General features: G+C 35.8%; 17 protein-coding genes and 5 tRNA genes. 7 read left to right on the forward strand and 15 right to left on the reverse strand.

Going from position 1 to position 19,103, the window contains the following annotated elements; all coding sequences use genetic code 11:
- The first annotated feature begins 112 nt into the window (after positions 1-112).
- From NTHER_RS08090 to NTHER_RS08105, 4 genes are all read left to right on the forward strand, one after another.
- A tRNA-Asp gene (locus tag NTHER_RS08090) sits at positions 113-189 on the forward strand.
- A 4-nt stretch (positions 190-193) separates the two neighbouring features.
- Positions 194-270: transfer RNA gene (locus tag NTHER_RS08095), tRNA-Thr, on the forward strand.
- Between the two features lie 21 nt (positions 271-291).
- Positions 292-379 (forward strand) — tRNA-Tyr (locus NTHER_RS08100).
- A 70-nt stretch (positions 380-449) separates the two neighbouring features.
- A tRNA-Gln gene (locus NTHER_RS08105) sits at positions 450-524 on the forward strand.
- An 84-nt stretch (positions 525-608) separates the two neighbouring features.
- Here NTHER_RS08105 and NTHER_RS08110 read toward each other — a convergent pair.
- The 4 genes from NTHER_RS08110 to NTHER_RS08125 form a co-directional block, all read right to left on the reverse strand.
- Positions 609-1,391 carry a CheR family methyltransferase gene (locus NTHER_RS08110; protein ID WP_012448047.1) on the reverse strand — a complete coding sequence of 261 codons (783 nt, stop codon included), beginning with the start codon at positions 1,389-1,391 and terminating at the stop codon, positions 609-611.
- Between the two features lie 45 nt (positions 1,392-1,436).
- On the reverse strand, positions 1,437-1,856 hold the full coding sequence (gene ndk / locus NTHER_RS08115; RefSeq protein WP_012448048.1) for a nucleoside-diphosphate kinase: 420 nt from the start codon (positions 1,854-1,856) through the stop codon (positions 1,437-1,439).
- 146 nt (positions 1,857-2,002) lie between these two features.
- Positions 2,003-3,538, reverse strand: a complete 1,536-nt coding sequence (locus NTHER_RS08120; RefSeq protein ID WP_012448049.1) for a phytoene desaturase family protein — start codon at positions 3,536-3,538, stop codon at positions 2,003-2,005.
- 88 nt (positions 3,539-3,626) lie between these two features.
- Positions 3,627-5,018 (reverse strand): MATE family efflux transporter, encoded by a 1,392-nt coding sequence (locus NTHER_RS08125; RefSeq protein ID WP_012448050.1) that lies wholly within the window; start codon positions 5,016-5,018, stop codon positions 3,627-3,629.
- Between the two features lie 343 nt (positions 5,019-5,361).
- On the opposite strand from NTHER_RS08125, the gene NTHER_RS08130 reads away from it, so the two are divergent.
- Together NTHER_RS08130 and NTHER_RS08135 are read left to right on the forward strand one after the other, a co-directional pair.
- A complete protein-coding gene (locus NTHER_RS08130) occupies positions 5,362-6,225 on the forward strand; it encodes a glycine betaine ABC transporter substrate-binding protein (RefSeq protein ID WP_012448051.1) in 864 nt (287 codons plus the stop codon).
- 151 nt (positions 6,226-6,376) lie between these two features.
- A tRNA-Pro gene (locus NTHER_RS08135) sits at positions 6,377-6,453 on the forward strand.
- A gap of 78 nt (positions 6,454-6,531) precedes the next feature.
- Here NTHER_RS08135 and NTHER_RS08140 read toward each other — a convergent pair.
- The 7 genes from NTHER_RS08140 to NTHER_RS08170 all read right to left on the reverse strand — a co-directional run bounded on the left by NTHER_RS08140 (position 6,532) and on the right by NTHER_RS08170 (position 14,927).
- Positions 6,532-7,335, reverse strand: coding sequence for a nitrilase-related carbon-nitrogen hydrolase (locus NTHER_RS08140; RefSeq protein ID WP_012448052.1), 804 nt, complete (start codon positions 7,333-7,335; stop codon positions 6,532-6,534).
- 68 nt (positions 7,336-7,403) lie between these two features.
- Positions 7,404-8,675, reverse strand: coding sequence for an ATP-grasp domain-containing protein (locus NTHER_RS08145; RefSeq protein WP_012448053.1), 1,272 nt, complete (start codon positions 8,673-8,675; stop codon positions 7,404-7,406).
- Positions 8,676-8,816: 141 nt separating this feature from the next.
- A complete protein-coding gene (locus NTHER_RS08150; protein WP_012448054.1) occupies positions 8,817-10,298 on the reverse strand; it encodes a spore germination protein in 1,482 nt (493 codons plus the stop codon).
- Between the two features lie 201 nt (positions 10,299-10,499).
- On the reverse strand, positions 10,500-11,108 hold the full coding sequence (locus NTHER_RS08155; protein ID WP_012448055.1) for a hypothetical protein: 609 nt from the start codon (positions 11,106-11,108) through the stop codon (positions 10,500-10,502).
- Between the two features lie 166 nt (positions 11,109-11,274).
- The gene (locus NTHER_RS08160) at positions 11,275-12,042 is read right to left on the reverse strand and encodes a SurA N-terminal domain-containing protein (RefSeq protein WP_012448056.1); all 768 of its coding nucleotides are present in this window, start codon (positions 12,040-12,042) and stop codon (positions 11,275-11,277) included.
- Positions 12,043-12,203: 161 nt separating this feature from the next.
- Complete coding sequence (gene pta, locus NTHER_RS08165; RefSeq protein WP_012448057.1) at positions 12,204-13,202, reverse strand: phosphate acetyltransferase; 999 nt, start codon at positions 13,200-13,202, stop codon at positions 12,204-12,206.
- A gap of 132 nt (positions 13,203-13,334) precedes the next feature.
- Positions 13,335-14,927, reverse strand: coding sequence for a WD40/YVTN/BNR-like repeat-containing protein (locus tag NTHER_RS08170; RefSeq protein ID WP_012448058.1), 1,593 nt, complete (start codon positions 14,925-14,927; stop codon positions 13,335-13,337).
- 143 nt (positions 14,928-15,070) lie between these two features.
- Here NTHER_RS08170 and NTHER_RS15930 point away from each other — a divergent pair, with 143 nt between their 5' ends.
- The gene (locus NTHER_RS15930; RefSeq protein ID WP_158438238.1) at positions 15,071-15,244 is read left to right on the forward strand and encodes a hypothetical protein; all 174 of its coding nucleotides are present in this window, start codon (positions 15,071-15,073) and stop codon (positions 15,242-15,244) included.
- A 79-nt stretch (positions 15,245-15,323) separates the two neighbouring features.
- Here NTHER_RS15930 and NTHER_RS15935 read toward each other — a convergent pair whose 3' ends face one another.
- The 4 genes from NTHER_RS15935 to NTHER_RS08185 form a co-directional block, all read right to left on the reverse strand.
- The gene (locus NTHER_RS15935; protein ID WP_012448060.1) at positions 15,324-15,497 is read right to left on the reverse strand and encodes a hypothetical protein; all 174 of its coding nucleotides are present in this window, start codon (positions 15,495-15,497) and stop codon (positions 15,324-15,326) included.
- A gap of 195 nt (positions 15,498-15,692) precedes the next feature.
- Positions 15,693-16,961: a group II intron reverse transcriptase/maturase gene (gene ltrA / locus NTHER_RS08175; RefSeq protein WP_012447437.1), complete on the reverse strand. Its 1,269-nt coding sequence runs from the start codon at positions 16,959-16,961 to the stop codon at positions 15,693-15,695.
- A gap of 790 nt (positions 16,962-17,751) precedes the next feature.
- The gene (locus tag NTHER_RS08180) at positions 17,752-17,955 is read right to left on the reverse strand and encodes a hypothetical protein (protein WP_012448061.1); all 204 of its coding nucleotides are present in this window, start codon (positions 17,953-17,955) and stop codon (positions 17,752-17,754) included.
- 207 nt (positions 17,956-18,162) lie between these two features.
- A complete protein-coding gene (locus NTHER_RS08185; protein WP_012448062.1) occupies positions 18,163-19,044 on the reverse strand; it encodes a glycine betaine ABC transporter substrate-binding protein in 882 nt (293 codons plus the stop codon).
- Positions 19,045-19,103: the final 59 nt, after the last annotated feature.

The raw sequence follows: 19,103 nt of genomic DNA on the forward strand, positions 1-19,103 counted from the left end.
TTTTTTTAAAATTTTTGATTCAATAAATCCCTTGACTATATTTATTGCATGAGTTATACTAATAAATGTCGCGGCGGGATAAAATAATTCTGCGGCAAGACAACAACAATATGGGGCTGTAGTGAAGTGGCTCAACACGCCGGCCTGTCACGCCGGAGACCGCGGGTTCGAATCCCGTCAGCCCCGCCAACAAGCTGACGTGGCTCAATTGGCTAGAGCAGCTGACTTGTAATCAGCAGGTTGTGGGTTCGAGTCCCACCGTCAGCTCCATTTTTTATTTTAAATTTATTTGGAGAGGTACCCGAGTTTGGCCAAAGGGGGCAGACTGTAAATCTGCTGGCGCAAGCCTTCGGAGGTTCGAATCCTCCCCTCTCCACCATTAATTTAATTACTAACAAAAGTATAAAATTAAAAATATAGATTATAATATCTAATGTATACTAAATCGTTGGGGCGTAGCCAAGTGGTAAGGCACGGGGTTTTGGTCCCCGGACTCGCAGGTTCGATCCCTGCCGCCCCAGCCAATTAATTATACTAAACGTAAAATAGCCCGATTACCGGGCTATTTTTTTATGTTTAAATATTATTTTTAGTAGTGAATTCAAAACTTATTTTTGATAGAAAAATGTGGCTATTGATTGAAATCCTAATTTACTGGCGTTAAATATTTGTTCAGTACTCCCTACAAATAAGACTCCCCCGGGAGCTAAAGCTTGGTAGAAATTTTTATATAGAATGCTTTTTGCTTCTTCCGTGAAGTAGATCATAACATTACGACAAAGTATGAGATCGAAGTTTTTATCATATGGGTCTTTTAAGAGATTGTGTTTTTTAAAATTGACACATTTTTTTATTTCGTCCTTAACGTGATATAGTTTATCTTCTTGATTAAAATATTTAAATAATCTGTCAGAGTTCACCTCTTTAATTCTTTCTTCTGAATAAACTCCTTTACGTGCTTGATTCAAAACAGTTTCATCTAGGTCAGTAGCTAAAATATCAAATTGTGATGGTGGAAAAAACTCTTTTAGAACCATCGCCAGAGAATATGGCTCTTCTCCTGTCGAACATGCAGCACTCCAAATTTTTAATTTCTCATCCTTCCCCTTTTGTTTAATTATTTTAGGTAAGATAGTTTCTTCTAATACATTCCATCTTTGGGGATTCCTAAAAAATTCTGATACGTTAATTGTAATCCGATCTAAAAATTCTCTATAAAGTTTTTCGTCCCTTTGTAATGCCAACCAATAGTCATCATAAGATGAGTATCCTCGTTTACTCATTAATGTTGTTAATCGCCTTTTCATCTGTTTTTGTTTATATTGATTAAGATCAATTCCTGTTTTTTGATAAACTTTAGATTTAAATGTTTCAAAAGCTGTATCAGTCAATTATGAATCTCTCCTCTCCCTACTGATCATACTCAGTTCTATGCATTAGTTCGTCGGTCGAAAAAATAAATTAATTTCTCTTTTTGCAGTATCTTCACTATCAGACCCGTGAACTAAGTTATAAGTTATATCTAAAGCTAAATCACCTCTAATGGTACCTGGTGCAGCTTTTTTAGGGTCCGTATCCCCTATCAACTTACGAACAACCTCAATGACATTATCTCCCTCCCATACCATAGCAACCACTGGTCCACTTGTTATGTAATTGATTAAATCGTTAAAAAAGGGTTTGTCCCTATGTTCTTGATAATGGGTTTGGGCTAACTCTTTAGAGACTTCTAACATGGTTATCTTCCTTAAGTTCAATCTCTTATTCTCTAGTCGAGAAATTATCTCTCCGACTAATCCCCTCTCTACCCCATCGGGTTTAACCATAACAAAGGTTTGTTCATTTTGTGATGACATTCAAAAAACCTCCTTAACTGTTATGTAGGATTAGTGTTTAAAATTGTGTCTCGCTGTCTTTTTAATAATTATAACCAATAGTGTTTCATTAAATTGTAACTCATTTTTTATGTACCTGCAAATATTCTTAATCACCATTGTCTTTTTTAATCTTCTTCTTGGAAATGTGAAACCGGTGGATTTACTAGTTCAGGTGGTTCAATCCCATATTTTTTTATTATTTCGTGCGCTACACTTCGACCAGCTTCGTAAGTTAAAGCCAGGTTATTTCCAGATATAGCTAAAGAGCCTGTTATCCATAAATTGTTCCAAAACGTGAGGTTATTATTCACATTTATACCAAGTATTTCTTTTAAATTTGAAATTTTACCGAAACATGCCCCATAGGGGCTATTAAAGTTTTCGTACCAATCTTGGGGAGACTTAATATCTTGAAACTCAATATACTTTTCAATGTCTTTGATTTCTAAATGTTTTTCAACACAGTTAATTATCTTAGTTTGTAATTTTTTAATCAATATTTCATTCCAGTTAATATTAGTGTTCAAATTAGGTACAGCGACGGACAACTGCATTACAGACCTATCGCCCTCTGCCAAACTAGGATCTGTTACACAAGGGTTTTGGACGGATATAATAGGATCTTCTGGTATCTCACCTTTATTAAGTTCTTCAAAGGTATCCCAGAAATTTTCAGGGACAATTATGCTGTGATGCATGAGATTATAGAAAGTTTTTGATAATCCCAGGTACATAACCATTTTTGAGTATGAATAGTTTACATCACTAGACACTTTCAGATCCTTTTTTCTTTCCGACTTATTGACTAACTTCATTATATGATTCAAATCGTTTGTAGCACATATCACTTCATCGAGCTCTTTGGACGAACCGTCTTTTAAAACAATTTCCTTAGCTTGATTGTCACTTGTGTTTATTTGTTTTACTTCACAATTTAAATAAATTTGCCCTCCCAACTCTTCAATGACCTTTCCCATAGCTTTTGATAATTTATTTAGCCCTCCCATCACATGAAAAACACCCATACTATATTCAAGATATGAGAGAATGCTATATAATGAAGGGCATTTATGAAAGGATCTACCAACATATTTAGTCTGAAATGTAAAACCAAATTTTACCTTGTCATTCTCAAAATACTGTTCTAAATCTTTCCAAAAATTAGTGAATGGTTTGAGATGTGCAAAATTACTAATTAAATTCCATTTTGGTAAGTTTTTAAAATTAGAGTAACCAGCTCTGAGAGCATAAAAAAGATTTTCATATTTTTTACTATTGTCATCTAAGAATTTATCCAGTCCGGAAACATCGGCACTGCTAAACTGATGAATATTTTCTTTTAATCGCTTATAGTTTCTGCGAGGATATAACCTGGAACCATCTTGATATATTATCTGATAAAAAGGTTCTAATAACTTTAAATCTACATAATTATGCAGATTTTTATTGCACTGCCAAAAAATATCTTCAAGAACAAAAGGCATTATAAAATAAGTTGGGCCTAAATCAAAGGTGAATTTTCCGTCTTGGTCATTCATAACACTACATTTTCCACCAATCTGAGTATTTTTTTCATAGATAGATACTTGAAAACCTTTTGAAGCTAATAACATTCCGGCAGCTAAACCGCTTGGACCTGCTCCAACAATACCAACACGCAAAGAAATCTCTCCTCCATAATTTTTAACACTTGATACAATAATCATTAAAAATGTCAATGACATCTCAAGTTAAATTATACCACTTATGCTAGTAATTTTTAATATTTTCGGCTCTTTTCCTCACTACAGTTTTAAATTTATAAGTCAGAATAACAGCTGAGATAACTTGTGTAACTGCAATGGCTAACCAAATACCTTTACTTTGCATCCCCATACTGAAAGTAAAAATGTATGCCAGAGGCACTCTAGCTCCTACTCCTGTTAATGCAGCAATTATAAAAGGTGTTTTTGCGTCCCCGGCTCCTTGCATTCCTCTTGAAAAGACAATTCCCAAAGCATGAACAGGCATAACAAGAGAAAGTGTTTTTAATAATGAGTCACCGATTTTAATTACAGATAAATCTTTAACGAAAAACTTTAATAGTTCAGGTGCGAAAACTCGTGTAAGAATAGCTGTGAAAGTAATAACCATTGCACCGGTAATTGCACAGGTAAAACCACTAGAGATAGCCCTGTTTTGATCTGAATTCCCCAAATTAACACCTACCATTGAAGCTGCTACAGTTGCTATTGAAGCTGCAGGAAATGTAGTTAAGCCAAATACAACCATTCCTACTGAATATGCAGACACCACATCAGTACCTCCCGGGATACGAGTCATCATCATGATAAGTAAAATATTGCTACTCATCTGAATAAAACCATGTAAAGTAGCTGGTACACCAATTTTAATTATTTTCTTCATAATTGCCAAACGTATCTTAAATAAATCATAAAAGCTGAGAACTAATCCCGAGATTTTTTTGGCTAATTCTCCTATAGCTCTCACAAGTATAACCGCATCAGCCAATACACTACCAACTGCAGCACCCGTTAATCCCAGAGAAGGGATTGGACCAAGGCCAAAAATAAAAGTATAATTTCCTGATACATTCAAAGCATTAGAAAAAAGATCCATTTTCATCGGAATCCTTGTATCACCTAATCCTTGAAAAATCCCCCAAAGTGGAAACTTGGTTATTAGAACAAAGGAAGCTGCAAACAAAATTTTTAAATAGTTATGGCTTAATTGTAATAATTGTTCTTCTGCTCCGAGTAATAATAAAATATTGTCACCGTATTTTAAACCGATAAAAGTTGTAAAACCAGATAATAATAGAGCTATTAATATAATTTGTCCAATTGCATATAAAGTTCCTGTGTAATTTTTTTCTCCGAAATAATTTGCAACAACTGCAGTAGCACTCATAGATAACCCCATAGCTGGTACAGATACACCCATAAGGACTTGTTGTGCAATTCCTACTGCAGCAATTGCATCAGACCCTAAGACACCTACCATTTTAGTACCCGTAACTCTAACAACATTGTTCACTACTAATTGGATAGTTACAGGCCATGAAAGAAACCAAAGTACTTTTAATAGATTGCCTTCCAAGATTAAATTTCTTCTCTTTTGTTCGCCTAAATCAAATCTCATTTACGCCTCTCCCATTAAACCTATTTTTTCTAATTCCTCACTTTCTAAAACTATCATTATTTATTAATTTTCCATATTATACTTATTTAAAAACCATAATTGTTATTTTTTAATCACATTGAAATAGTTATTAAACAAGAGTAAACTCTTTCTAATCTTGTTTAATCAGGTTAAAGGAGTTTTCCAGAAATTGCTTTTTATTGCTATCAAGTATATAATAGTCTTACTTGAAAACTAATTTTTTTAAAACACTAGTTCGTTAAACTAGTGATTTCTAGCTAAATAAGCAAAAATCTACACTTTCGAAACAAAAAATAATTACGATTTATAGGAGGGGAAAGTTTTGAAAACAAAATTAGGTTTTATGTTAGTAGCTGTTATGATTATTGGCTTGTTGGTGATTGTAGCATGTAGTGAAGGTGAGGCAGAAGAAGTTCAAGAAGTTAAGATACCGTACGTAGACTGGGCTTGTGCTTCAGCTAAAACACATTTAGTAGCTGGTATCTTAGAAGAGATGGGATATGAAGTAGAATTAACTATGGCAGACCCTGGAGTAGTTTATACAGACCTAGCAAGAGGAAATCAAGATTTTTATGTAGCAGCCTGGTTACCAGTAACTCATGGTAGTTATTACGAGGAACATGGAGAGAACTTATCAGATTTAGGTGCTATCTTTGAAGGCGCAAGAATAGGGTTAGTTGTACCTGATTACGTTGACATCGACTCAATTGATGAATTGAAAGAATACATTGCTGAATTTGATGGTGAAATTATTGGAATTGATTCTGGCGCAGGAATTATGGAAGCTACAGAAAACGCCCAAGAAGCTTATGAGAGTCTAGAAGATTATTCACTCATTACCAGCAGTGATTCTGGAATGACAGCTGAACTAAGAAGATCTATTCAAAATGAAGATTGGGTTGTAGTTACAGGCTGGACACCTCACTGGAAATTTGCAGAATGGGATTTAAAATTCTTGGATGACCCAGAAGGTATTTACGGTGAAGCTGAAGATATTCGTGTCATGGCACGAACAGATCTAGAAGAGGATATGCCAGAAGTAGTTGAATTATTAGAAAATATGTTTTTAACTGATGAAGAATTAGGTGAACTAATGGGAATGATTTCTGAATCAGGTGATGAAGCAGGTTCAGTAAAAGAATGGATGGAAAAATACGAAGATCAAGTTTCACAGTGGATTCCCTAATTCAGTTAGATGAATTTTATATAGATTAGTAGAATTTCCCCTTTAACCGAAGTACACATTGGTTAAAGGGGCTTTTTAAATAATAGTATGTAAAAGTTTATCTAAACCCTTGAAAAGTCAGTTGTGATAGTGTATAATACAAAATGCACGTCGGGGCGTGGCGCAGCTTGGTAGCGCGCTACACTGGGGGTGTAGAGGTCGCGAGTTCAAATCTCGCCGCTCCGACCATACAACAACCATAAAAAACCGCTGGTTTCTAACCAGCGGTTTTTTAATATAATACTTTTCTTTTTTGAAAAGTATAAGCTACCATATCGGAGTGGGTATTTCCTCTCCTCCGGGAGTTAGCTTTGTTTTGTAATCTTCTAAATAAGAAACTTCGTCTCTCGCCCATAGTAGTGCTTCTTTGTCGATAGCCCTTATTAAAATTTCTTCTTTTCTGCCGGAAGCTTCTGCCAAAACATCTCCCATTGGGCTTAATAATTTACTTTTACCACAGCTATTGTTTCCTACTGTATTAACACCCAGGACAAAAACTGTATTATCTAGAGCCCTTGCCGGTAGTTGAATTTCCCATCTATGGGCAGCAGACATACTCCATACTGACGGACAAACTATTACTTCAGCCCCTTCTAGTGCTAATAAACGACTTGTTTCAGGGAATTCCATTTCATAACAGATTAGGATACCTATTTTGCCAACTTTGGAGTCGAAAGTCGGATACTCCATTACACCAGCATTAAATATTTGTTGTTCTCTTCCCCAAAGTAAACTTTTACGGACTATTCCTCTAGTTTCCCCTTCTGTATCTATTACAGCAGCAGCTATATAAATTTTATCCCCTGCTTCCTCAACGAAGGGACATACTATTGATACTTCTCCCTGCTTGGCGATTTCTTGAAAAGTTGATACTGTTTTACCATCAGGTTTTTCGGCCAAGGCACGAAATGATTCTCTCGAAAGATGATATCCAGTAGTCCATAGTTCTGGAAATACGATTAAATCAGCTTCCTCTGCAATCGCATTTTTTGCCAAATGTACTCCTCTTTTTATATTTCCGTCTACATCATTCATAATGGGAGTCATTTGAATAGCAGCTACTTGGAACATATTATGCACCTCCTTGAACCCCAATACTCTCATCAATGGTATCATAGTCTCTTAGATTCTTAAAGGAGTTAATCTCTAAATTCATAGCCTAGTTGGCTGGTTACCTCTTCATATTTTTCTAATACTTCTTTTTGACTATTGCCAGGTATGTCTAAAATACAGTATCTATAGCTTTCTAGGTTCTGTTTATAATCTGAAAGCCTGGTGTTAGCATTTACAAGGTTTTTTATTGTAACTTCAGGATACATTCTTTTAAGTTGTTCTAAGTCTGATGTCATTGGGACTCTGACAATTTCTTTATCGCTAAATTCGCGCAGTTCAAAATTGTAACAATGTTTGTAGGTTAAATTCTCTCCTTCTTTAATATTTCGAGGTTGTTTTCCTACTGCCAGATCACAGAGCCACTGAATATAATTAATTCCCATAATCGCTTCGGTCATTTTCGCAAATTGAAAGGCTGCTCTACTGTTCACCTCAATAATATTGATTTTTTCTAAATCTTCTTCTATTCTTAGTTCTACATTAAAGAAGGTGTTATCTAGTTGTAATCCCTTCACAAGTGTCGATACTGTATCTTGGATTTGTGCTTCCATTTCTTTTGAGAGATTTTCATAGGGCCATTCATGATGGCTAAAGCTGATTTTATCTTCATGAAAAACAGCTTTTACTATACCGTATAAGTTTATCTCCCCGTTATAAATATAACCGTTAACTGTGGCTTGTTCACCGGCGATAACTTCTTCACAGATGAATCTATTATAAGTTTCAAGATTCAACTGATTTTTTAAATGAGAAGAAACTGCTAAAGAATCTAGATAGTATTGATTATATTCTGATAATTGTGCTGTGTTGGATCTGATTAATTCCCTCAATTCATCGTAAGCATGACATTTTTTACTTGAATAGGACACATTTGCACGAACAGGCTTTGCAAAAAATGGAGGGACTAATGGAAATTCTTTCAAAAAATTAGAATCCAGCCAAAAATCAGGCGTACTATTTGGTATGTATTTAGCTTGGATTGTTCTTGATATATATTTGTTTTGACAATTTATCATACTTTCTATGGAAGTTGCAGGTTTGCCTGTCATCTCACATATAACATTGGCAAAAACACTAGTTACATCCCTGGTTCCTATAACACCGTCAAATATTGACTTATCTTCATTGATTGTATCTATCATTTCTTTTAAATACTCTTCTGGTCCCCTTAAAAATATATCTTCAGTTGTTTCTGTCTCCACTTCGTACTCTTCAATTTGTGATAAACTTTCCTCAACAATAGGTACTTCACTTTCCTGGCATAAAATCAACACTTTCTTTTTTTTAAAATTAGTCATTACACTTCATCCTCTCAAAAAAGCTTAATTAATATATTAATTTTAGCAGCATTTGGATGAAAAGTAAATCTTTTTTTTAAATAATAAAAGCGCCCTCTTTTAGGCGCTTTTAATGCTATTTAATATATTTAATTTTAAAACTTAATTATTATCTTTGTCTTTTCGGTATTTGTCTTTAGACTTTAATGCTTGAGGACGTTTAAAATTTCTCATGGGTACTGGTTTTCTGTACAGGATCGCTGTTAAAGCATCCCAATTCAGAGGAATTAAAGGCCATAAATAAGGGACTCCGAAAGATTTAGTTGTTGCCAAGAAAATTAAACCACCTAAGAGACCAATTAGGAGCCCGTAATAGCTAAATAATCCTATTAAAACTAAGAGAACTAAATGTGAAACTCTGTTTGCCATTTGAAACTCGTGACTTGGTGTAGAAAACATACCAACAGCGGCAATACTGATATACAATAAGACTTCAGGAACAAATACTTGCACATCTACTGCAATTTCCCCTATCAAAATTGCCGCTACCAGTCCCAGGGCTGTAGCTAAAGGTGTTGGAGTATGTACAGATGCTAGTTTTACTAAATCGACAAACACATGAGCCATAATAAATTGAATTGCTATGGGAATGGGTCCCACTTCTTCTGGTCCAATAAAAGCAAGAGCTTCTGGCAATAAATCAGGTTCTAGTGAAAACATTAGCCAAAGTGGTGCAAGAAATAAACTAATGAAAATTCCGATATATCTAATCCATCTAAGATAAGTTCCAACTAAAGCGTTTTGTCTATACTCTTCGGCATGTTGCATATGAGAAAACAAAGTTGTAGGTGCGATAATTGCAGATGGTGAAGTATCCACTAAGATAACCGCATGGCCTTCCATAAGATGTATTGCTGCTACATCCGCTCTTTCTGTATAACGGACCTGAGGGTACGGATTTAAAAATTCACGAGTAATATATTCCTCTACGGTTTTTTCAGCCATTGGAATACCGTCTATATCAATACTATTTATCTCATCTTCAATATTCTCTATCAATTCCTGATTAGTAATGTCGTTCATGTACAGTAAAGCAATATCTGTTTTGGAACGTCGCCCTATCCTGTATGGCTTAACTCTAAGTCTTGGATCCCTAATTCTTCTTCTTATAAGGCCTATATTGAACATGATAGTTTCAACGAAACCATCTCTAGACCCTCTTGTTATTCTTTCTACTTCAGGTTCTTCTGGGTCTCTTGCTGGATACCATCTTGTATCTAACACTATCACTTTATCTTCGCCATCATTAAACAGCAACATCTGACCTGCGAGCATTTCGTCAACTGCATCCTGCAAATCGGTTAAAACTTCTGTTTCGGTGTATGGGATGGTTTTTTGAAGAATTTTATCGTGTGTATTAGGAACAATTTCTTTACGTTCAACCTTGACTAGGTTTTGCATAATCAAGGTTACTATTTGATCATCTCCGAAGGCATCAATATAACAAAGAGCTGCTTTATTGTCGCCAATTTCAAACTCTCTTATAACAACATCAAAACTCTCTTCAGTACCCAGATACTGTTTCAGAGTGTCTACGTTTTTTTCTATATCTTTGTGAATTGAGGTATCCTTTAACTCATTCAAAATGCCTTCCTCCTTAATTTACAGACTTATTGTCTAGTTTTATTGTCCCAGTTTAATCATATTATTATCACAATAGTTTACTCCTAGTTTATAGAAAGTTTTGCCATTTCATTTAAAAAGTTAATGTGAAAATTTATTTTAAAAAAATCCCGACTACTTATCTGAGTAATCGGGATTGGACCTAATGAATTTTATATAATATTAATCTTCAGGAACATAAACCCCTTTATTTAAAGCATCTCGAATGGCATGAGTAATTTTGTTAGCCCTCATGGTCGCCGCAGTCCATGTGTCTAATATTTCCCCAGTACCTTCCTTATCTTCAGCTACATCACCTGGTTCAAATAGATCAGTTATATCAGTAATATGTCGACCTTCTAAATATTCCAAAGCCTCTTCATACTGTTCTCGTAAAACATCTAAATCTTCTTTAGGCCATTCATTATTTGGATCATCTGGTACCATGTAGTTATCTCCACCCCAGGCTAAAACCCTAAATTCCAAGTCTTGCATTTCATTATCTTCTAAGGTAAATTGAACGCCCACTTGCTGTATTCCGATTTGATCACCTAAATATGTACCCCTGTCGTGAAAGGCACCGCGATATGTACCATCAGGATAAACACCTTTCCGTTCAGGAGGTAGAGCTTCGTCTTCATTGTTTTGTTCTTCTTCGTCTTCATTAACACCAGCATAATCCTCTTTATTAGCATCGTTTTCAGGTGGTACATCTTCTTCTGGTTCGCAACCCATCATAATTGGCGTGATCAAAACGATCAGGGCGATCATTAATACCCCTATCTTTCTCAATTTTCATACCTCCTATTATCTTGATAAGTTACAATTTATTGTTACCAAAAATATACTGTCGTATACTGGGGTTAATAAAAAAAAGCCAACCTGGATCAGGCTGGCTTTTTACAATCTTACGATCTTATAGAACTCTTCTAAGTTAATCGTATTCAGTTCTCTTTTATTATATTTTAACTTCAACTTCTCCTTCTTCTCTTAATTCGTCAATGTATTCCATTAATTTTTCGTGTTCTAGTTGTTGTATTTTTTGTTGTTCAGCCATTTCTTCCATCTCTTGACGTTCTTCTTCTTCTAAATCTTCGAAGTCTGGTAAGTCGGCATCTTCTTCTTTTTCTCCCATCATCATCTGCATTTGAGCTTGTTGTTGTTGATATACTTCTCGAACTTCTTCTTCGGATACATCTACATCTTCATCAACTTCTATCTTCTCATCCATGATTTCTGTGATCATTAAAGATTGTGTTACATCTTCTCTTAAATCTTCCATTGTTAAATCTTCTTGGGCTAAGTTTTCTTCAATCTCTTCTTCACTTTCGCCAAATTGAGCAGTATATTGTTCAAGGTTCTTTTCAACTTCTTCTTCATCTGGCGTTAAACCTTCTGCTTCAGCTTCTTGTGCTAGAAGAGTTCCTCCAATAAGTTCTTCCATAGCCATATCACGAAGTTCATTCATCATTTCATCGTCTTGTTCTTCTAGCTGATCAATGGGCATTTGCATTTGAAATGCCAACTGTTCTTTGGTTTGGCTAAGTTCTTCGTACATAATTTCTTCTCCATTAACAACGGCTACTACATCCTGTTCTATTTCTCCTTCTACATCTTGAGATTCCTTAGGCTCTGCTTCATCTTTAGGTGCTTCTTCTCCACATGCTGCAAAGGTTACTAGAATGATTAACGACAGTGCAGTCAATATTAATTTTCGTAATTTCAAAAAAATACCTCCCATAATATTATTTAAAATAGTTGTTGTAGAAATCAAGTTACTTATATAAAATGCTGACTTCAACCCTCCCTTAATTAGTAGTCGAGATTTACAATAACAGAAAGGTTGAGCCGGTGTCAATCAACAAAAAGTAAACATTTGTTTAAGTTTTAACCTTGAGCTTGCACTGAAGTTATTGCTGCAATGTCAACTATATCTTGAACACTACAACCTCTTGATAAGTCATTTACGGGCATGGCAAATCCCTGAGTTACTGGACCAACCGCTCTAGCACCTGCAAGCCTTTGAACTAATTTGTATCCAATATTACCTGATTGTAGATCAGGGAATATTAGAGTGTTAGCATTTCCAGCAACTTCACTGCCAGGCGCTTTTTTCTCACCTACTGAAGGCATAATAGCAGCATCCAATTGTAGTTCACCATCTATCATCATATCTGGCTCTTTATCTTTAGCAATTTTTGTTGCTTCAACGACCTTTTGTGCTAGTTCATGATCCGCACTTCCCTTGGTAGAGAAGGATAGCATACCAACCTTAGGATCAATTCCAGCTAGATTTTTAGCAGTTTCAGCAGTTGTTATAGCTATTTCAGCCATCTGGTTTTTATCAGGATTTGGATTCAAAGCACAATCAGAAAATACAAATACTCCATTATCACCGTACTCACAATCAGGAACTAGCATGATAAAACTACTTGAAACTACAGAGATTCCTGGTGCGGTTTTGATAATTTGTAAAGCCGGCCTAAAAGTATCACCAGTGGTATTTACTGCCCCTCCTACATATCCATCTGCATCGCCAGCTTTGACCATCAATGCAGCAAAATAGAGAGGATCTTCTACAATTTTCTGTGCATCTTCCATGGTTATTCCTTTATGTTGTCTTAACTCAAATAACTTTTCAGCGTAATCATCATTCTTATCAGTTTCTTTAGGATTTAAAATTTCGGCTCCAGATAAGTCTACTCCTTCATTATTTGCCACTTTTTCAATTTCATCTTGATCACCTATTAAGGTGATATCTGCAAAACCTTCCTGTAAAATTTGTTGAGTTGCTTTTACCATTCGAGGTTCAGTTGCCTCAGGTAAAGCAATCATTTTCTTTTGTTGAGAAGCCTTATTTTTGATTTGTGTTAACAATTCACTCATTTAAAGTACCCTCCTATTTAATCATTTTATTTTGTCACTCATAAATTTTTCTAGATTAGTCGTTATTATCCTTCCTCATGAACCTAATTTCACATTTTTAATTAATTAAAGAAAATTTACACATATTTGTCTTTAGCGTCGCTTTAAACGCATAGTTCGGTAGTCGTAAGGTTCTTCATGGGCACCAACTAATTCACTACTGAACCTAACAAAGATATACCCATCACCATTAGGGTGACTGACACTAGTGAAACCTCCTGAGTTTTTTGAGGCCTCAATTGGCCAGCTAATAGTTTCTTGCCAAGTTTGTCCTCGATTTTCGGATGTGTATATTCTGGCATTTTGGTCTTCCATTGTAGTTCCTTCTGCCAATGTGCCAATTCCCCAAATATCGCTAAACTGCCAATAAACATAAGCTGGAGCCGGTAAACGAAAATCTTTACTAATATTTTCTGGGTTATCCTTATCTACGGAGCTAATAAAATTTTGACCATAGCCCCAAAGAGGATTATCTGATCCCCATATGTATTGGTCTTGTGAAAATAGTAATCCTAACGTTCGGTAATCTTGATTTCCTTCATTAGGTGAATCAGCTCCTAAAATTGCTTCCCATGTGTCACCATCATCAGTTGATTCCCACCACTCAATTTCATTATCCAAGTCTCCTGTGGTGGCAATCCAATTACCACTGTAAGGGTCAACTTGTACAGAATGCCAATGACGGATATCATCACCGGTCCTAGTCAAAACTTGTTCCCAATTCCTTCCGTCATCTGTTGACTTATATAAACTAATTTCGCCATCTGGACCAGTAAAACTAGGATATTCACCAAAAATTATTGTACCAGTTTCTGAGTTCTGATGAATAGAATCAAAAGCTCGCCACCTAACAATATCCGTTAATACTGTCTCAAAACTTTTGCCATCATCAGTACTCCTTAGAACATTCCCTTCACTTGTTGTAATTAATAATGAGCCATCCATTGTATAGAACATAGATTGTACTAGTTTATCTTCAAAGGTAGCTTTCTTAATCCAACTACCATAATCCCCACTATCCTTATTCTTATAGATTGCATCCCCTCTAGATGCAAAGACTTTGGAAGATTGTCGGTCTACAGCCATAACATCAAATTGTACAGGTCTGATTTCATTAAAAACAGGTTGATGTTCTGTTGTACTGTTAATATCTATTTCTCCTCCAACAATCATTTGAATATCTACAGTAGCAGCCAAAGACCGATAATAAATTCTTTCTGGTTCATTATTGATTGTAATAGCATCCCCAGGTTTAATTTCAAAAATCTTTGATTGATTATCCAGACTCTCCTTTGAATCTATAAAACTCTCATCTATAGAGATTTCTACAGGTATTTCTAAATCGTTGTTTTGAATAGTAACAGAACCGAATTCCTCTTCATCAATTGTATATGATTGTTCTGTGATATTTGCTTCAAGATTTTTAGTATAAGATACTTCATTATTTTTATCCTTTACTTGTATATTTTTCTCAGAGAAATCACATTTATGTAAACTGTTTGTTGTACCTGTTATAAGTCGGTAAAAAGGTCGTTGATATAGTGATATAGCTCCATTAGTTAACTTAGCCATTTCATAGGATTTAATTTCATTTTCCGTGTCTGTTGTGGAAATAACTGTATTAATAGGTACAGTTATAATAAGGGATACTAATAAAAAAAATAAGTATTTAGATGGCTTGTCCAATTTTAATACCTCCTTTTACATTTATTGTATTTATTAGCAAATTCACAATAAATATTACATTAATATACTTTTATTGACAAGTTTAAGTATGTCAACATTTGGGGTAATTAGATATAGTTTTTTGAGTTAAACTAAAAACAGGGGTGAGTACCATGATGAACATGATGAATACAAGTAAAGTTGTAATTGCATTAGGTTCTATCGTTTCAGGTGTCGGTAAAAAACTGGGCGGTAAACTTGGTGCTGGCCTTGTAGGATTTGGTCTGGCCCACATTGTGTTAGGTATGCTTGATAAAGCCAGATCACCTTGGCGTTAAAAATCAATGGTTCCGGGGTTTTAACCCCGGACTTACATATTAAATGTAGTATTTATCGGTACTCACCCCATTTAAATATTTAGACTACATTATTATTTTGCTTTCTCACGATAATTGTTCCACTTTTATTGATACGACTTTTTAAGAAGTTATATTTTTTACATGCTTTATTGTAAGAAAGTCCGGATTCAATTACTCTTTCTCTTGAACCAAGTCGTCCTAATAATACCAACTCCCATTTCGCTTTACTCAACCTTTCTCCCCCCTCGATTAAACTAAAATTAAGTTAATTTATTATATGAATACATTGGCTTTTTCGAGAAGTATAAAAAGCAAAAAATAAAAAAAGTTAATCGAGTAGGTAGAAGCCACAGTAATTAGCTGTGGCTTCGTTCCTCTCACAGAACCGTGCTTACGGGCCACGTACACGGCTCCTAGTAGACCTCGATCACTTTCTAAAGTGATGCAAAATACCAACTTGATAGGTACTAATATTAATTAGACCTATCTCGTCAAACCACTTATTGGGTAGTGCTAAACTTATGAGAGGACTTGATGAGTTTCTCCATTTATTCATGGAGATTTTCTCAAATTCCCCTTTGTAGCCTTTTCTGCGAAGAGTTTTGTGTAGTTGTTTCCAACTTTTCCATTCTCGCATTTTCTTCATCCTAAGTCTTCTTCTAATCCATTTCATTAAGTTCTCAAATTGTTTCTTACAATTGGCTATTCGGAAGTAATTTGCCCATCCTCTTAATACTGGATTTAGCTCTTTTATGATTTCGGATAGATTTCTACCATGATTTCTTGGTGTAAGAGTTCTGACTTTTTCTTTGAATTTCTGTATCTTTTCAGGCTGGATGGATATGTTTTGACTCCTTATGATAACTCCTAGGTAGGGAACACCTTTGCGGTCATTTGTTATGTGAGTTTTCTCTTTATTAACTGTTAGTTTTAATTCGTCTTCTAATATTTCAGTAGCTATATCTTTATATCTTTTCGCTTGTCTTGGTGTGTAGGCGAATATTAAAATATCATCGGCATATCTTACTATTCGGATATTGCGACTCTTCATTTCTTTATCAAATCTGTCTAGGTAAATGTTGGTTAGTAGTGGTGATATCACTCCACCTTGAGGGCTCCCTATTTCTGTGTCTTCTATGGCTCCATCTTCCATTACTCCGGACTTCAAAAACTTCTTTATTAATTTGAGAACACTTCCATCACTAACTTTCTTGGCTACTTCTTCGATAATCAACTCATGGTTTAATTTATCAAAGCATTTAGATAGGTCCATATCTACTACATGTCTTAGATTGTATTTATTAATGAACTGTTCTGATTTAGCTATTGCTTTGTGACATGAGCGATTAGGCCTGTATCCGTAGCTTGACGGGTGGAAGTCTGGATCAAAAATCGGTTGAAGTATATTTAAGGTTGCTTGTTGGACTACCCTGTCTTTTACGGTTGGAATCCCTAATGGGCGAGTACTTCCATCTGGTTTGGGTATCTTAACTCGCCTCACAGGTTGTGGTTTGTATGCGCCAATTTTAAGGTCATGATGAAGGGTTTCCAGATTTTCTTCTAGGTTGGAGCCATAAGCCTCCACGGTTACCTGGTCTATGCCGGGTTTACCTTTGTTAGCTCTGACCCTGCGGTAGGCGTCTTCTAGATTCTTTTTGGAATAAATCTTGTCTATTAAACTGTACCATTTCTTCATCAATTGCACCTTCTTTCGCTGTGTGCCTTCCCTCTTTCTACACTTTTAGTTGTGGTTTCTTTGAACGTGCTTAACGGTGTCTCTAGCTCTTTGGCAATCTTACCTATCAGGGTACGCTCTACTTCCACTAGGCGGACGGTAAAGCAAGTAAGCTCGTCACCACCTGACTTTCCGTTCCCTTTAGCATTTCAGCTTCAGTTTTCTTCCTACCTAAAGTGTCTACTCGAGTTCTTGCTACACTCTTTGGTCTACTTTCACCCCTTCACACTACATAATTCCCCTTTCGGTCATTATGCACCACTACAACCAGGTGTAGTGTCCTTTCGGTTTTATCCTCCAGACTGTTACCAGCTTTCTTTGGCCGAAAGTTCTTCACTACTACGGGTTCATCTGCCTCCTGCACTGCTTTAGTTAAAACTCATGTTTCCACTTGTCTTAACTTTACTTGTCGTCACAAGACAATACAGGTATCTCCCCGGTTAAGTCTGCTTGCCTGAATTTGAACGCATCCGTCCTAACCTTTTAGGTTATCCAGCTTTCGGGCTTTCCCATAATTTGCAAGGTTACCCACCTAAAAGGCCATCCTCGGTTTGTTCTCACTATGTTCCAAATTCCCCCTTCAGCTTCCTTCAGACTCCACCGTCACCGGTGACGCCCTTGCCTTATGGTTGTCTTCCTGCTGGTTAGGTGACAGGGTTTCTTTCAACCCATCGGCGCGGCAGGCATGCCGGGCAAACAAATAAAAAAGGCCCCGTTTATGGAGCCTTTTATTAATATTCCAGGGAGTTTTTCATTCCTTATCTTCATCTTCATATTCTTCCTGAGTTTTTTCTCCAGATTCGTCTATTAAAGTCCAATTAGGACAACCTTCTATATTTTCTCCGGGATGTTTTTCGGAAACTCTCCGACAAGCATTGAAATGAGCCGAAAATCTTAAAAATAAAAAAACACCGATTATCACCAAGAATATAATTACCATTACACTATAGGGCATACTATCACCGCCTTTAATCTATTACTTACTATACTATATTCTATAAAGACTAGTAATTTCCTCTTTTTAATTTAAAGTCTGTTATTTGAGTGTAATTGATATTTTACAGTTATCAAAATTCAAACACCTCAAACCACATTAATTTATAAAATATTATAATAAAAAAAGCTGGCCTAATGGCCAGCTTTTTTTATTAATTTGATTAGATTAATCTAACCATTCTTGAACAACATCTTGATTCTCTTCAACCCATTCTTCGGCAGATGCTTCAGGGTCATCAGTTTCTTCAATCATACCCATTACCTCACCAATCTGATCGTCATCCATGATGTAGTTATCAAGGAATTCGTAAACATCTGGGGCATCATCTTCTAGCCCTTGTCTTGCAACTGCAGCTATATGTTCTTCTTCTCCGTATACATTCAATGGATCTTCTAAGAATTCAAGATCCCACTCGGCAAATTTCCAATGTGGTGTCCATCCTGTAACAACAATTGGCTCTTCATTGTCTACAGCATCACTTAAAGATGTAGTCATTCCTGCATCGGAACTATCAATCAATTCAAACTCGGCTAGACTGTCGTACTCTTCAAGTGCTTCATCAGTATTAATCATAATTCCTGCACCGGGTTCGATTCCAACTATTTCATTATCTAATTCATCAGCGATTTCATCCATCTCTTCAATACTATCGATATCTACGTATTCAGGAACAACTAAGCCAATTCTAGCTCCTTCATAAACTGGTCCTAAGTTGTCTACATCGCCATCATATTCATCATCGTACTCACCTTGCGTTACTGGTAACCAAGCACAAACCATTCCGTCTTGGTTTCCTGCAGCTACGTCAGCCCAAATAGGACCAGCATCTGCCATTGTAATCTCCACATCGTATCCCAATTCGCTTTCAATTACTTCTTGGGCTACATGTGTTTGGGCTTCAGCACATGCCCAGTTAACATACGCTAATTCAATCTCCTCTTGGGTTCCTTCTGGGTCCCCATCTTGAGCTGGCTCATCACAACCAGCTAAACCAATAGTTCCTACTAAAAATACTGTTGCTAAAACTAAAATCAGCTTCTTACTCATGATTCTAACCCCTCCCTTTTTTTGATACTGAACTTCATAGATTGATTGAAAACTATATG

This window comes from Natranaerobius thermophilus JW/NM-WN-LF (genome assembly GCF_000020005.1).
GTDB classification, from domain to species: Bacteria; Bacillota; Natranaerobiia; order Natranaerobiales; family Natranaerobiaceae; genus Natranaerobius; species Natranaerobius thermophilus.